General features: G+C 62.8%; 14 protein-coding genes and 3 pseudogenes. All 17 read right to left on the bottom strand.

Annotation, left to right across the window (positions count from 1 at the left end):
* The coding region (locus tag C1722_RS02460) for a beta-ketoacyl synthase N-terminal-like domain-containing protein (protein WP_280522929.1) at positions 1-789 on the bottom strand (789 nt) is incomplete at its 3' end.
* On the bottom strand, positions 786-1,571 hold the full coding sequence (gene fabG, locus C1722_RS02455) for a 3-oxoacyl-[acyl-carrier-protein] reductase (RefSeq protein ID WP_102377844.1): 786 nt from the start codon (positions 1,569-1,571) through the stop codon (positions 786-788). The genes fabG and C1722_RS02460, both read right to left, overlap by 4 nt.
* Before the next feature lie 25 nt (positions 1,572-1,596).
* Positions 1,597-2,238, bottom strand: coding sequence for an ACP S-malonyltransferase (locus C1722_RS02450; protein ID WP_244902412.1), 642 nt, complete (start codon positions 2,236-2,238; stop codon positions 1,597-1,599).
* Positions 2,239-2,494: 256 nt separating this feature from the next.
* The gene (locus tag C1722_RS02445; protein WP_102377843.1) at positions 2,495-3,475 is read right to left on the bottom strand and encodes a nitronate monooxygenase; all 981 of its coding nucleotides are present in this window, start codon (positions 3,473-3,475) and stop codon (positions 2,495-2,497) included.
* A gap of 9 nt (positions 3,476-3,484) precedes the next feature.
* Positions 3,485-3,706, bottom strand: coding sequence for an acyl carrier protein (locus tag C1722_RS02440; RefSeq protein ID WP_102377842.1), 222 nt, complete (start codon positions 3,704-3,706; stop codon positions 3,485-3,487).
* A gap of 186 nt (positions 3,707-3,892) precedes the next feature.
* Positions 3,893-4,387, bottom strand: coding sequence for a MarR family winged helix-turn-helix transcriptional regulator (locus tag C1722_RS02435; protein WP_102379496.1), 495 nt, complete (start codon positions 4,385-4,387; stop codon positions 3,893-3,895).
* A gap of 29 nt (positions 4,388-4,416) precedes the next feature.
* A complete protein-coding gene (locus tag C1722_RS02430; protein ID WP_102377841.1) occupies positions 4,417-5,271 on the bottom strand; it encodes a DegV family protein in 855 nt (284 codons plus the stop codon).
* 1,009 nt (positions 5,272-6,280) lie between these two features.
* Positions 6,281-8,281 (bottom strand): ribonuclease R, encoded by a 2,001-nt coding sequence (rnr, locus tag C1722_RS02420; RefSeq protein ID WP_102377839.1) that lies wholly within the window; start codon positions 8,279-8,281, stop codon positions 6,281-6,283.
* A gap of 6 nt (positions 8,282-8,287) precedes the next feature.
* Complete coding sequence (locus C1722_RS02415; protein ID WP_102377838.1) at positions 8,288-9,565, bottom strand: S41 family peptidase; 1,278 nt, start codon at positions 9,563-9,565, stop codon at positions 8,288-8,290.
* Between the two features lie 22 nt (positions 9,566-9,587).
* Positions 9,588-10,502: a permease-like cell division protein FtsX gene (ftsX, locus tag C1722_RS02410; protein ID WP_102377837.1), complete on the bottom strand. Its 915-nt coding sequence runs from the start codon at positions 10,500-10,502 to the stop codon at positions 9,588-9,590.
* The gene (gene ftsE / locus C1722_RS02405; protein ID WP_102377836.1) at positions 10,495-11,325 is read right to left on the bottom strand and encodes a cell division ATP-binding protein FtsE; all 831 of its coding nucleotides are present in this window, start codon (positions 11,323-11,325) and stop codon (positions 10,495-10,497) included. The genes ftsX and ftsE overlap by 8 nt, the downstream gene beginning before the upstream one ends.
* 44 nt (positions 11,326-11,369) lie before the next feature.
* Positions 11,370-12,353, bottom strand: a complete 984-nt coding sequence (locus tag C1722_RS02400; RefSeq protein WP_102377835.1) for a transketolase family protein — start codon at positions 12,351-12,353, stop codon at positions 11,370-11,372.
* A pseudogene (locus C1722_RS17785) lies at positions 12,346-12,729 on the bottom strand (transketolase); the annotation flags it as partial. The pseudogene C1722_RS17785 and the gene C1722_RS02400, both read right to left, overlap by 8 nt.
* 147 nt (positions 12,730-12,876) lie before the next feature.
* Positions 12,877-13,488: pseudogene (locus C1722_RS17780) on the bottom strand (preprotein translocase subunit SecA); the annotation flags it as partial.
* Positions 13,489-13,515: 27 nt separating this feature from the next.
* Positions 13,516-14,013: pseudogene (locus C1722_RS02390) on the bottom strand (preprotein translocase subunit SecA); the annotation flags it as partial.
* 27 nt (positions 14,014-14,040) lie between these two features.
* A complete protein-coding gene (gene prfB, locus C1722_RS02385; protein WP_102377834.1) occupies positions 14,041-15,135 on the bottom strand; it encodes a peptide chain release factor 2 in 1,095 nt (364 codons plus the stop codon).
* A 4-nt stretch (positions 15,136-15,139) separates the two neighbouring features.
* Positions 15,140-15,292 carry an SEC-C metal-binding domain-containing protein gene (locus C1722_RS17775; protein WP_102377833.1) on the bottom strand — a complete coding sequence of 51 codons (153 nt, stop codon included), beginning with the start codon at positions 15,290-15,292 and terminating at the stop codon, positions 15,140-15,142.
* Between the last annotated feature and the right edge of the window lie 25 nt (positions 15,293-15,317).

Genomic DNA, 15,317 nt, shown 5'->3' with positions numbered 1-15,317 from the left:
AGACGTGTATAAGAGACATTGCTCGAGCGACTCGAGCACAACCGCACCCGCACCCTCCCCGGCAACGAACCCGCTGCGGCGGGCATCGAACGGCGTCGACGCCCGCATCGGATCGGAGGCTTTGGAGAGCGCCCCGAGGTTCCCGAAGCCCGCCAAGGTTACGGGCGTCACGCTTTCTTCGGTACCGCCGGCGAGCGCCGCATCGAGATAACCGTGCTTGATGCATCGATACGCGGTGCCGATGCAGTGGGTTCCCGTAGCGCAAGCGGTCACCACATTGGTGCATTCGCCCAAAAGTCCGTAGCGGATCGAGAGGTTACCCGCAGCCATGTTCGAGATAACCGTGGGTATGAACAGCGGAATCACGCGCTTGGGCCCTTTGGTGTTGAGGGTGACGCTTCCCTGCTCGAACGCCTCGAGACCCCCGATGCCCGATCCGAACGCGCATCCGATGCGCGCCCGGTCCTCGGCTTCCATATCGAAGCCCGCCTGGGCCATCGCCTCGTCGGAAGCGATGTAGGCGTACTGGACGAAGCGGGCCAGACGATGGACTTCCTTCTTGGTAAGGCCCAAAGCGATCGGATCGTAATCGGGGATCTCGCCCGCGATTTTAACGTCGAACGGCTCGCTCTCGAACCGGGTAAGCGACCCGATGCAGCAACGCTTTTCCATGACTGCTTCCCACAGGGCGTCGACGCCCACGCCGGCCGGCGAGATGGCGCCCGTGCCGGTGATGACCACGCGGTGGGTGCCGTCGGGCTTGCGCGTTCTTTTGCCGTCTGCGATCATAGCGACATTCCCCCATCCACTCCGATGACCTGGCCGGTGATGTAGCCTGCACGCTCGCCTGCGAGGAATCCGACGAGCGCCGCCACGTCCTCGGGTGCGCCGAACCGCTTCGCCGCGATACGATCGAGAATGGCCGCCTGCTGCTTCTCGGACAGGGCGTCGGTCATATCGGTTCCGATAAACCCGGGCGCAACCACGTTGGCCGTGATGTTGCGCCCCGCAAGTTCCTTCGCAAGCGACTTCGCGAGACCCACGAGCCCCGCCTTCGACGCAGCGTAGTTCGCCTGGCCCGCGTTCCCCGCAAGCCCGACAACGCTTCCCATGAATATCATGCGGCCGAAGCGCTGCTTCATCATGTAGCTCGTTGCAGCCTTGCAGCAGTTGAACGCCCCTTTGAGATTCGTGGCGATCACGGCGTCGAAATCGTCTTCCTTCATACGGGCGGCAAGCCCGTCGCGCGTGATGCCCGCGTTGTTTACGAGCACGTCGAGCCGACCGAACGCTTCGTACGCCGCATCGACGAGGCGTTTCGCCTCGTCCGCGCTCGACACGTCGGCGCGCACGGCAATGGCGTTCGCACCGTATGCGTCGCGCAGATGCGCCGCCGCGCTTTCAGCAGCGGGCAAGCCCGATTCGGAGGAGCAGTTCACGCAGACGTCCATTCCCGAGCGGGCGAGCTCGGCTGCGATCGCCCGACCGATTCCCCGGCTCGAGCCCGTCACCACCGCTGCCCGCCGCACGACCGTTTCGGCTCCCGCGGCATCGTTTATCTTCGTTTCCATCACTATCCTTTTCGAAATCGGTGCGTTAATTCGCCGACGGCTCGCCCGCCGCCCGGGCGCCGTAGTGCTCGCATGCATCCTCGAACCCCGCCCTGTCCTGCACGATCGACCGAACGAGGCTCTTGTCGATGCGCTTCACCAGCCCGATAAGCACGCCCCCGAATCCGGTTTCGATGAAATCGGTGGCTCCCGCTTGCGCCAGAAGCGCCACGCTTCGGTCGAAGCGCACCGGCTCCACTAGATGGCGCGCAAGGTGCTCGGGCGCATCGGCGGCCGATAGCGGCTTTGCGTCGACGTTGCAGACAAGCGGAATGCGCGCATCGGCGAACTCGACCGTAGCGAGATACGCCGCAAACGCAACGGATGCCTCGGCCATGAGAGGGCTGTGAAAACCGCCCTCGGTGGCGAGCAGCGCAGCGCGTTTTTTGCGAGCCCCCCACGCTTCCTGTGCGCGCCCGATCGCCTCCCTCGTTCCGGAAACGACGATCTGACCCGGACAGTTGCAGTTGGCTACCACCAGCACCTCGCCCATCGCGCACTCTTCGCACAGTTCGCGCGCCGATGCTTCCTCTGCGCCGAGCAGCGCGCACATGGCACCCGGATGCGCGGCGGCGGCTTCGCCCATGAGGGCAGCCCGCCGGGCCGCGAGTTCGAACGTATCTTCCATATCGAGCATGCCCGANCGCGGGCGATGCCCACCGACAGCGCCGCGATCGCAGCCTGCGCATGGCGGGTTTGGGAAATCTCCTCAGGCGAACCATGCGCAACGAGGCGAGCCACATCGAATCCGAACGCATCGGAAGCGCAGGCAAACGCCTCTCGCACCTCGGGCAGCCCCATAAGATCGACCCCCATGCCGACGGCTTGCGAACCCTGACCCGACAGCATGAACACGGGCTTGGCCGAGTCGACCGAAAACCCCATCATGCATCCTTTCGAGACAGCGCCCGAGCGGCGTTGTGTTCGGCCGTTTCGACAAGCGAGAGGCCGCCGACCGCTTCGGCTTCGCGTACGATATCGCCGATGGCCTCGCGCGCGGTTTTCCGCTCGCGCACGATCCCGGCGGATTGCCCCGCCATCATCGAGCCGTTGTCGGTATCGCCTTCGACAGCGCGCCTGAGCGATCCGGAGTACAGCGCCTCGAGCTCTGCCTTATCGGCAGTGGGATCACCTTCGAGCATCCTGACCTTGCGCGAGAAGGCGTTCTTGAGGCCGCGGACGGGATGCCCGCCGGCGCGGCCCGTCACGATCGTATCGGAATCCTTGGCAGCCACGACGCGCTCTTTGTACGCATCGCTGATCGTGCATTCGTCGACCGTAAGAAACCTCGTACCCACCTGCACGCCCTCCGCTCCGAGGGCGAAGGCGGCGGCCATGGTTCGTCCGTCGGCTATGCCACCTGCGGCGATAACGGGTATGGAAACCGCATCGCGTACCGCAGGCACAAGGGCCATCGTGGTAAGCTCCCCGATATGGCCGCCCGCCTCACACCCCTCAGCGATAACGGCATCGGCTCCGCAGCGCTCCATGCGTGCGGCAAGCGCGCTCGACGCGATGACGGGCACGACCTTGCAGCCTGCCTCCTTCCACATACCGATGTAGGTCGACGGGCTTCCCGCGCCGGTTGTGATAACGTCGACGCGCAAGTCGGCGAGCAGCTGGGCGATCTTGGAAGCCTCGGGGTTCATGAGCATGATGTTCACGCCGATGGGCTTATCGGTCATCGTCCGCGCTATGCGCACCTGCTCTTCGATCCAGGAAAGCGGGGCGCCGCCGGCGGCGATAATGCCCAAGCCGCCCGCCTCGCTGACCGCACCTGCAAGACTCGCATTGGCGACCCACGCCATAGCCCCCTGGATGATGGGGTGCTCGATGCCTAAAAGCTCGGTTACCCGCGTCTTCATGCGAATCCCCTACTTGAGGGAGTCGATGTGCGCAACGAGCTGGCCGATCGTGGAGATGCCCTCGGGCTCGCCGAACTCGATATCGCACTTCTCCTCGATGTCGCAGATGAGCTCGACCATATCGAGGGAGTCGATGCCGAGCGAGTCGAGCGTCGCCTCCTCGGTAACCTGATCGCCCTCGATGTCGAGATTCTCGGCGAGCACTTCCTTGACGGTGTCCAACGTAGCCATATTCGTCCTTTCTCGCTTCCGTCAGACGTTTTCGCCAGACGGTTTTCCCTGCTCAGCATTTTCGCCAAGCCGTTTCAATTTCTTTTGTTAAGCAAATAGTTTGATAGTCTAAGCTTTTGCCGAAAACAATACTACGACTCTGCTGCAATCAAGCAAGGGGTTCCACGATTTCTGCAGACGCTCCGCTCAATCCTGTTCGTCGAAGAAAGCCTTGACCTTGACGAGCGCATGCGCGAACACACGCTCTTCCTCTTCGTCGAGCTCGGCCAAGGCCTCGTTGATCATCCTGCGATGGAACAGGCCGTGAGCGCGGTATACCTGCTTGCCGCGCTTGGTCAGCGAGATGAGCACTTTGCGGCGATCGTCGATGCAGCGGGTCCTTGTAATGAAGCCCTTGTCGACGAGCTTGTTGACCGCCGTCGTCAGCGTGGCGAGCGTGACGCCGAGACGCGCCGCAACCACGTTCATGGGATTGGTCTCATGCAGCCCGACAGCGACGATCGTGTGGATTTCGGTGATGGTCAATCCCTCGGTCAGCTTGTTCTGGAGGGATTTCTCTTCGGTGCGAAGCACCGAATTGAACGTGCTCGAAAGGAGCTCGTCGAGCTCCGCACGGCGCTTGAGGGCCCCCTCGCTCAGAGGCTCCTGCACCTGTTCGGGTTGTCTGTTCTCTTCGGTCATCGCTCCCATCCGTTCGCTTCGGTACCATTTTACCCGTTTGCCGGCGATACGGCCATGCCGATTACGCCGATACCCGCATGGGTTGCAACCGTTGCGCCGCACGAATCGATTCCCGCAACTTCGAACTCGATGCCCTCGGCTTCGAGTGCATCGATGAGCTTCTCGACCTCGCCGCCGTTACGCGCGTGCATGAAGCGAAGCCTGAGCGGGCCGTATTCTTCGGCATGAGCAACCGCCGCCTCGACGAAGCGCTTGATGATGCCCTTGGATCCCTTGACTTTGTCGAGATTGACGAGACGTCCCGTCTCGTCGAGGGCGAACACGAGCTTGATGTTGAGCATAGCCGCACCCTGCGCCTGCTCCTCGGTGATGCGGCCGCCCTTAACGAGGTTGTCGGTCGACTCGGGAGCGAGGTAGAGGTGCGTTTTCTCCGTTGCAGCCTCGAGCGCAGAGACGATCGCGGAGAACTCCGCACCCCCGTCGCGCATGCGGCACGCCTTCTCAACGAGCAGACCAAGGCTCGATGTGGCGTTTTTCGAATCGATCGCGGCAACGGGAATGTCGACGTTCTTTGCGGCCATCTCGGCAGATGCGAGCGTGCCCGAAAGCACGGGCGCAAGATGCAGCGAGACGACGGCATCGAACCCCTCGCCCGCCAAACGCTCGTATACGGCGACGAAATCGCCCGGCGAGGGCTGCGATGTCATGGGGATCTCGGATGCAGCCAACATGCGGTCGTAGAATTCTTCGGAGGGGAGCTCCACCTGATCGAGCAGCGTCTGCTCTCCCACCTGAATCTTCAGGGGAACCATGACGACGTTGTTCTGCTCGTACTCTTCGGGCGACCAATCGCACGTCGAGTCGGTGACGATGGCTATGTTCATGTTCAAACCTTCTCTCGTGTCCTACCGGCCGACGGCCGGAAAGATGCAGCCGGACAGCCGCACGGTTTCAAGACCGCATCATGGTAGCTTAATTAGTTTGATTATCAAACTAATTTTGAGAAAAGACCACGTTTCGGTCCGAATCTTCAAATATCACTCGGAAGATTATGGACGTCCTGGACGTCCGAACCCGAGAGATCAGGCGCAGCCACGGCCGAACCCAGGCAAGCGAAATCCAGGCGCACGGTTTTCCTCAGCTCGCGCACGCAAGTACGCGCCAAGATCCGTGCGCGGCCGTTACGGGTTTTTCATCGTTGTGTTGCGCTTGGGAATGCGCGTCTGAACACCGAACGTGCCCGCCTTCGGATAGCGCCTGATCACAGCTTCGACCCCATCCGCATGCCGCCGTACACCGCACGCGCGAACCCCCGATTGGCCCATCGGAAGCCCGAATCTGCAACACAACGATGAAAACCCTGCGAAGCAAACCCTATCCGCCGCCAGGCTAAGATCGGCACCCGCCTTTTCCGGGCTGCCGGTGCGGGGGTTGGCGGGATCGTCGATGCGGTCTCCGCCGGATNTCGAGGGCTTCGCTGCCGTCCGTCGGGGGGGCACCGCGGTAGACCCACGGGGTAGGCACGTCGGACCCCCCCCCCGCCACGACGTCCGAAAATACCGCTTTGAGCTCGTCGTCGCCCGTATCGGCGGGAACCGCCACGCGATAGCTCGCGCCGCTCAGATCGCCCTGCTTGTATTCGCCGACGGCGTCGGCGACTGAGTATTCGACAGTGGAGCGCTTCTCGTAGGCGGGCTCGTCCTCGGGAGCCGAAGAATCGCCTCCATCCGAACAGGCGCCGAGCGCAAGGCACAGCGCGCACGCCGATGCGATTGCGATGATTCTCTTCATGGCTGCATGCATTCTTCCGCCCGCACTCCCGTATCGTTCGTTTTCTTCTCGGGAATTATACCAGCTCGACCGCGTGGTGGCGAACGCAAGACCGCAGAGGCGCTATCGCCCGCGCGGTGCAAGGCGAAAATCGAGCTTGCGCTCGCGCGGGTATGCGGCTTCAAGGACCACGCGGACGCGCTGTCCCAGCCGGTACACCGTTCCGCTTTCCTGGCCGACAAGCTGGTGGCGCCTCGCGTCGAGGGCGAAGTACTCGGCTCCGAGCTCTTTTAAGGGAACGAGGCCCTCCGCCGTATTCTCGAGCCGCACGAAGAAGCCGTAGCTCGCCACGCCCGCTATCACCGCATTGAATGCGGCTCCCACATCGCGGGAAAGGTACTCGATCATCTTGTACTCCTGCGATTCGCGCGCAGCCGCCTCGGCGATGCGTTCCATCTCGGAGGAATGCTTTGCGAGCCAGGCGAGGCTGTGCACTTGCTGCTCGAAGGTGCCGGGTTTTCCGAACAGCTGCGCTTTGAGCATACGGTGCACGATAAGATCGGGATAGCGCCTGATCGGACTTGTGAAATGCGTATAGGCATCACTCGCGAGCCCGAAGTGGGGCCCACATTCGCTTTTGTACTCTGCCCGCTTCATCGATCTGAGCACGAGCGTCGAGACGAGTTCGGCCTCGGGCCTTCCGGCAGCGCGGCCGAGCACCGCCTGAATGGCAGTCGGGCTTCCGGCCGAAAACGCCGAGGCGGAAACGGTTTTGAGGTAGTCGAATTCCTGCAGCACGGGTACGAGCTCGGCGAGGCTTTCGGGCGAAGGCGGTTCGTGCACGCGATAGACGCTCGGAAACCCCCGTTCGCTGAGATAGGAGGCGACCTGATTGTTCGCGAGCACCATCGCCTCTTCGATCATCTCGGTCGCATCGGTGCGGCGGCGCAACACGATCGCCTCGGGCTCGCCGCCCGAATCGAGCCTCACCTTCGCCTCGGTCGTATCGAAATCGATGCCGCCCGCGCGTCGGCGCGCGTCGGCCAAACCGCAGGCGACCTCATGCAGCCGGTGCAGCTTATCGGCCAGCGCCTCGTCGATCGAAGCGCCCCCGTCCCCGTCGAGCGCCTCCTGGGCCTCCTCGTAGCTGAGGCGGACCTTCGATTCGATGACCGAAGGATAGAAAGTCGCCCGCTTCACCTCGAAGGAGCCGTCGAGGAACATATCGGCGGTCATCGCCCGGCGCGGCTCTCCCGGCTTGAGCGAGCAGATGTCGTTCGAGAGTTCTTCGGGCAGCATCGGGATCACGCGGTCGACAAGGTATACGCTCGTCGCGCGGCGGCGGGCATCGAGGTCGATCGAAGAGTTCCACGGCACATAGTGCGACACGTCGGCGATGTGCACGCCGAGGCGCACGAGGCCGTCGACCTCGTCGATTGAGATGGCGTCGTCGAAATCGCGAGCGTCGGCAGGGTCGATCGTAAAGACGAACCGGTCCCTGAGATCGCGGTAGCCCTCGCCCAAAGCGCCCGCCACGTCGACCTCGGCTTTTTCGGCCTGCTCGATCGAGGCGTCCGAGAATGCCGTCTCGAGCTTATGGCGGGCGACGATCATGTCGATGGCGAGATCCTCGTCCTCGGCTCGGCCGATCACCTCTTCGATGATGCCCGTAGCGGCCTCGTTGCGCGAGGGGTACGTCGTGATGCGCACGCGCACCGCATCGCCGTCCCGTACGTGCGGATAGTCCTTGCGCATCGTGAAAATGTCGTAGGGTATGCGCCGGTCCTCGGGCACCACGACGCCGAAGGGCTCGGCCACCTCGTAGCGGCCGACGACGCTCTCGTGGGCGCGGTTCACCACGCGAACGACCCTGCCCGAAGGCTTATCGCCCTGCTTGCCGTGCGCCTTGTGGGGTTGCTTGTGCTGGGGGTTGACATGCGTCGGCGCTATCTCGACCATATCGCCGTCGAACGCGCCTCCCATCTTCGACGCCGGCACGAAGAACTCGCCCTCGGCCGTCTGCACGAACCCGTATCCCGCAGCCGACACGCGCAGGACGCCGCGGGGGTTGCTGCGCGGATTGCGACGGGTTTTCCGCTTCGACGGTGCGCGGCGCCTGCCCATTGCAGCCTACAGCTCCACGAGCGACTGGGCGGTTTCGATCGCAAACTGCTTCTGGTTGTCGGTTTCCTCGTCGCCGTCGCTATCGACCGTGATATCGGGGGCGATCCCCACATCGTTGATGTCGCGACCGAGCGGAGTCTTATAGTAAGCGGCGGTATAGCGCAAAGCCCCGCCGAAGCTGAGCTTCTGCACGCGCTGAACCGATCCCTTACCCATGGTCGTCGTGCCCACGACCGTCGCGCGCTGACTGTCCTGCAGCGCAGCGGTGAGCACCTCGGCAGCGGCGGCGGTGTTGCCGTCCACGAGCACGACGAGCGGCTTGTCCGTAACCGTCGTGCTATTGGCGACCGATTTCGTACTGGGGCTTTCGCGCACGGTCTCGATCTCGACGACGACGCCGCTTCTCATGAACAACGAGGCGATATCGACCGCTTGGGTGAGGTATCCGCCCGGATTGCTTCGTATATCGAGCACGAACGAAAGGGCACCCTGCTCCTCGAGATCGCTGACCGCCTTCTCGACAAGATCGGCCGATTGCTGGGTCAGCTGCTTGAGCGAGATGTAGCCAACCTGATCGTGCAGCTCGGTTGCAAGGTTCTGCTCCTTGTAGACGCCCGTCGTGAGCGTCGTCGAGAATTCGTCGCCGCCCTCCGCATCCATGCTCGCCGGCCTGCGCCAGGTAACGACGACCGATTCGCCCTCGTCGCGCGCAAGCGCGTTGATGACCTCGTTCATCGACCATTCCTGGTTGCGGTCGCCGTCGATGGCGACGACGAAATCGCCCTGCTCCACCCCGTTGGCGTCGGCCGTGGAGCCCTCGAACACGTCGACTGCGTAGGCGCGTCCGTTGTATTCGGAGAACAACACGCCGATGCCGCCGTATTTGCTCGAGTTTTCCTTGATGAAGGCTTGGTAGCGCGATTCGTCGTAATAGCGGAGATACGGATCTTCGGTCGACGCGGCATAGGCGGCAAGGATCTGCGAAGTCGTCTCATCGAGGTCGTAGGAATCCATGCTGTCGTTGGCGAGGATGCCCTCGACTTCGGCGACGCGCGCCGAAAGGGAGCTGTATGTGCTGCCCGAAACCGTCATGCCGGGATTCTGCTCGCCCGCGACGATGAGCGATTCGAAGCCGATCCTCTTCAACAGCCCCTGATCCCCGCGAACGAGAAATCCGGCAGCGAAGGCGAGGCACACGCAAATGCAGGCCGTCAGTATCCTGATGATCCGTGCATTGCGTGCGCCCGCAGCTTTGAGCTTGTTTGTTTCGCCGTGCTTGGCCATGTCGTATTCGCCTCGAAGACGACTACACCTTCAGGTAGCGGCGCATCGCGAGCGCCGAGCCGAGAAGGCCGATGACAAGACCCGCCACGACGAGGATCGCATAGATCATGAACGTCGTCGATCCGCCGAGATCAAGCGGAAGCCACACGAGCGCCGACGAGATCTTGGGGAACACGAGCGAGCGCAGAAGCTCGAGCGATCCCACCGCGAGAAGCGATCCGATGATGGCATGCAGCGCGCCCTCCATCAGAAACGGCCCGCGGATGAACCCGTTGGAGGCGCCCACGAGGCGCATGATGGCGATCTCCTTGCGGCGCGCGAGGATGGCAAGCCTGATGGTGTTGTTGATGAACACCATTGCGATGAAGATCAAGAGCGCGATGAGCGCGATGCCGATGTAGCGGATGTAGTTCGTGAGCGAGAACAGACGCTCGACGCTCTTCTGGCCGTACTTGAGCGAATCGGCCGGATCGGCGGGATTGTCGCAGATCTTGGTGAACGTATCGTTGCTCTGGATCTGGCCTGCGATCGTCTCGACCATCTGCGGATCGGCAAGCTCTACCTCGATCGAGGCGGGTAGCGGATTCTGGCCGTCGAGCTGATCGACGATCTCAGGGTTCGAGGTCATCGAGTTGCGGAAGTTCTCGAGCGCCTGGTCCTTCGTCGTGAAGCCGACGCTTTCGACCCCCTCGAGACCCTGGATGTAGTTTTGCAGCGTGGTGATGTCGGAATCGGACGCATCGTCGGAAAGCCATACCGAGATGGACACCTTGTCCTCGACCGACGACACGACGTTCTCGACGATGAAGCCGCCGATAAGGAAGATGCCGATGATCAGCAGCGACAAGAAGATCGTCACGATGGACCCGAGGGCCGTCGAAAGGTTGCGCGTGAAGCCGGTCAGCGACTCCTTGAGGAAATACAGCAGACTAGACATCGAAACCGTACACCCCCCTATCCTGGTCGCGGGTTAAGTGGCCCTTGTCGAGCGCGATAACGCGCCTGCGCATGTTGTCGACCATCTCGCGGTCGTGCGTGGCGACGAGCACGGTCGTACCCGTACGGTTGATGCGTTCGAGCAGGTCCATGATGCCGCGCGACGTCTGCGGATCGAGGTTGCCGGTCGGCTCGTCGCAGATAAGCAACGGGGGGCGGTTCACGATGGCGCGCGCGATCGACACGCGCTGCTGCTCGCCGCCCGAAAGCTGATCGGGGCGTTTGTTGAGCTTGTCCTGCAGGCCGACGAGGCGAAGCACCTCGGGAACCTGAGTTTTGATGACGTGGCGGCTCTTGCCGATTACCTCGAGCGCGAACGCCACGTTCTCGAACACCGTTTTGTTCGGAAGCAGCTTGAAGTCCTGGAACACGCAGCCTATGTTGCGGCGAAGGTACGGCACGCGCCAGTTGCGCATGGTCGAAAGGTCCTCGTCCGCCACGTAGATATGACCCTGCGTGGGCTTCACCTCGCGGATGAGCATGCGGATGAACGTAGATTTGCCCGAGCCGGAATGACCCACGAGGAAGACGAACTCGCCAGCGTAGATCTGCAGCGTGATGTCGTCGAGGGCGGGCTTGTTGGGCTGCGCGGGGTATATCTTGGTCACATGATCAAACGTGATGACAGGTGTACCCATGGGCTGGGGCATGTCGTCAACGTCGAGCATGGGCAGCGACGCAGATAGTTGCGACGCAGCCTGCCTCGGACGCCCGGCGTGCGCGCCCGTGCGCGCAGGAGCCCCAAAGGTGTTGTCGTTTGTCACAGAGTGCTCCGTTCGAATAGTCGATATACTGAGACGCCGTAATTCTAGCAGATCGCTTTTCTGGCCATCGCCTTCTTCACAGCTTCAACAATGGCGGCCGCATCGAGCGAGAAGTACGCCATCAGCTCGGAGAACTCGCCCGACTTGCCGAACGTGTCGCGCATGCCGACGAACTCGCAGGGTGCGGGGTGCTCTTCGGCAAGGACCTCCGCTACGGCCGACCCGAGGCCTCCGATGACGGAATGCTCCTCGGCGACAACCGCGCATCCGGTCTTCTCGACCGAGGAAACGATGGTGGCACGATCGAGCGGCTTGACGGAGAACGCATCGACGACCTCGATGGATATACCTTCCGCAGCAAGCGCTTCAGCGGCTTTCATCGCCTCGTCGATCTCGACGCCGCAGGCAACGACCGTCGCATCCGCGCCCTCGCGCAGCACGTAGGCGCGCCCCACCTCGAGTTCGACGTCGGTAGCGTACACGCACGGCACCGATGCGCGGCCCATGCGGACGTACACCGGACCCGGCGTTTCAGCCGCGAGCCTGATGGCGGCGCGCGCTGCCGCGTAATCGGCGGGAACGAGCACCGTCATGTGCGGAAGGCCGCGCATGAGCGAGATGTCCTCGAGCATCTGATGGCTGCCGCCGTCCGGCCCTACTGAGATGCCCGCATGCGTGGGGGCGATCTTCACGTTGAGCTTGGAATAGGCGACGGTGTTGCGAATCTGATCGTAAGCGCGGCCCGTACCGAACACGGCGAACGAGCCGGTGTAGGCGATATGGCCGGTGAGCGCGAGGCCTGCCGCCACGCCGATCATGTTCTGCTCGGCAATGCCGACATTGAAGAGCCTGTCCTCGTTTTCAGGTGCGGCGCTTGCGAATTTCTTGGTTGTGGTCGAACCCGACAGGTCGGCGTCGACCGCCACGACGGGCAGGCCCTCCGCCGCCAGTTCGGCGAGCGTGGCGCCGAACGCAGCACGGGTTGCCTTTTTCTGCGAGGCTTCTTCGGGCGATGCGAACTTAACCACGGTCGGCTCCTTCCACGCCGAGCTCGGCAAGGGCAACTGCGAGCTCCTCGGCGTTCGGGGCCTTGCCATGCCAGCCTGCTTGGTTTTCCATAAACGATACGCCTTTGCCCTTGACGGTTGCAGCGATGACCGCGTGGGGCACGTCTCCGCCCGCAGCCTTCAGGGTGCCAAGAAGCTCGATGAGCGCAGGGATGTCGTGGCCGTCAACCGAGGATACCTCCCAGCCGAACGCTGCGAACTTCTCGCCCAGATTGTCGGTAGCGCACACGTCTGTGCAGGCACCGTCTATCTGCAGGCCGTTCGCATCGACGATGGCCACGAGGTTGCCGAGGCGCTTGTGAACCGAAAACGTCGCCGCTTCCCACACCTGGCCCTCNCCCTTGGCCTGGGCGGCCGCAGCCTGCGTGCGCTGAGCCGTGGTCGAGTTATCGGTGAGGGTCGCCTCGGGCGACGAATAGCTCACCTTGCCGTCGAGCGGGTTTCTCTCCTCGGGAACCTCTTTCACCGCGATCTGCAGGCGCAAAAGCGTACGGAGGAAATCCTCGTACATCGAAACGGTCAGCGATTCGAACGCGGAATACGCCTCGTTCTTGTATTCGACGAGCGGATCACGCTGCCCGAAGGCGCGCAGGCCGATGCCCGCTTTGAGGTAATCCATCTCCTGGAGGTGCGCCATCCACTTCGTATCGATGATGCGCAGCATAACCTGGGCCTCGAGGTTCTTCATGGCCTCCGCGCCGAGCATCTCGGTCTTCTCGTCGTAGACGCCCTGCAAGAATTCGACGATGCCCTCGAGGACCTCGTCGGGATCGTCGTCGTGATCGAGTGCGGCCACCTCGAAATCGGTTCGGCCGCACATGTTGGCGACCCAGAGCTCGACTGCCTTGGAGTCCCAATCGTCGGAAGGCACCTTCTCGGGGCAGTTCTCGGCAACGACGCCTTCGGCGGCGTCGCGGATGATCTCGGGAATGCGGTCGGTCAGATCCTTGCCGTCGAGGATGGCGTTGCGCTCCTCGTAGATCGCGACGCGCTGGAGGTTCATGACGTCGTCGTATTCGAGGACGTTCTTACGGGCTGCGAAGTGCATGCTCTCCACCTGGCGCTGAGCGCTCTCGATGGCCTTGGAAACCATGCCCGCCTGGATAGGCGTATCCTCGGAGAGATCGGTCTTCTCCATCATGCGGCCGATGGAATCCATGCGGTTGCCGCCGAAGAGCCTCATGAGGTCGTCTTCGAGCGAAAGGTAGAACTGCGTGACGCCCGGATCGCCCTGACGGCCGGANGCGGCGATGGACAGCCCCTGGCCGAGCGAGCCGGTGGAAACCTCGACGCCTTCGAGCAGGTTCGAATCGGGATGGCCCTGCAGCCTGCTGCCGAGCTTGCGCAGCGTCATGAGCTCGTCTGCCGGGAAGTACCCCGCCTCGGCGAGCGTCGCGTACAGGGCGGGGGCGGCATGGCCCTTGCCCAGGATGAAGTAATCCCTGTCGGGGTCGTTCGGATCGCAGGGGTCGTGGTCGAGCACGCCCCCGAAATAGAGCGCCGTCAGGATATCGGCGCAGGAAAGCGATCCTCCCGGATGCCCGCTACCTGCTTCGGCGATCATCCTCACGATGTTCTCGCGGATGTTTCGCGCCCTCTGTTCGACCTCGGTTGCTTCCATGCCCGCCCTTCTTCTCTCGCCTGTTCGCTACGACGTAACGCGCCACTTGTGGTAGCCGAGCACGAACTCGTCGATTTCCCCGTCGAGGACCGCATCGACGTTGCCCGTCTCGATGTTGCTGCGCACGTCTTTCACCAATTGGTAAGGATACAATACGTAGTTGCGGATTTGGCTGCCGAAAGAGTTCTCCATACGCTCTCCCCGCAGCTCTTCGAGTTCTTCCTCGCGCTTGCGCTCCTCGAGCTCGAAGAGCTTCGCACGGAGCACCTTGAACGCCGCCTCCTTGTTCTGAAGCTGCGATTTCTCGTTCTGGCACGTAACCACGATGCCCGTAGGCACATGGGTCAAGCGCACCGCCGAGTCGGTCGTGTTCACGCACTGGCCGCCCGGCCCGCTCGATCGGTACACGTCGACGCGCACGTCGGCGGGGTTGATGTCGATCTCGATGTCGTCGGGCAGCACCGGCAGCACCTCCACGCCCGCAAACGTCGTATGGCGGCGCTTCTTGTCGTCGGTCGGCGAGATGCGCACGAGACGATGCACGCCGGATTCGCTTCTGAGCATGCCGTAAGCGTTCTTGCCCTCAACCTGGATCGTCGCCTTATCGAGCCCGATGCCGTTGCCTGGCACAAGATCGAGCACGCGCACCTTCCAGCCCTTCTTCTCGGCGTAGCGCGAGTACATGCGGTAGAGCATCTCGGTCCAATCCTGGGCCTCGAGGCCGCCCGAACCGGGATTGACCGTGAGGATGGCGTCGCCTGCATCGAAGCGGCCCGAAAACCACGACGACACCTCGAGTCGATCGAGCAGCGCGTCGAGCGCGTCGAGCGCGTCTGCCGCCTCCTCCTCGAACGCCTGGTCCTCGGCTGCGAGCTCGAGAGCCGCGCGGGCATCCTCGAGAAGCGCCTCGGCTTCGTTGTACTCGTCGATGGTATCGCGCAAGTTGCTCGCCCGCTTCGACACCTCCGAGGCATGCGCCGCATCGTCCCAGAATCCCGGCGACGCGATGGTCTCGTCGAGGGCGCCGAGTTCCTCGATCTTCTGCTCGATATGCAGATACCCCTTCGCGTCGACGACGCGCCGGGCCACTTCTTCGATATCCTTCAGTTCCCTATCAGCCATGTTACTACAGATTCGCTCCGTGGCACTTCTTGTACTTCTTGCCCGAGCCGCACGGACACGGATCGTTGCGACCCACGTTGGCGAACGGATCGTCCTTGTCCTTCTCCACCGTCTTGGCTTTGCCGGTCGGCGCTGCCTTCGGCGGCGCGGCGGGCATGCCCTTGGCCTGGGCGGCCGCAGCC

Source organism: Raoultibacter timonensis, assembly GCF_900240215.1.
Lineage (GTDB): Bacteria > Actinomycetota > Coriobacteriia > Coriobacteriales > Eggerthellaceae > Raoultibacter > Raoultibacter timonensis.
Note: the sequence above shows the minus strand (reverse complement) of the source record. Positions and strands in the feature narration are given on the sequence as shown.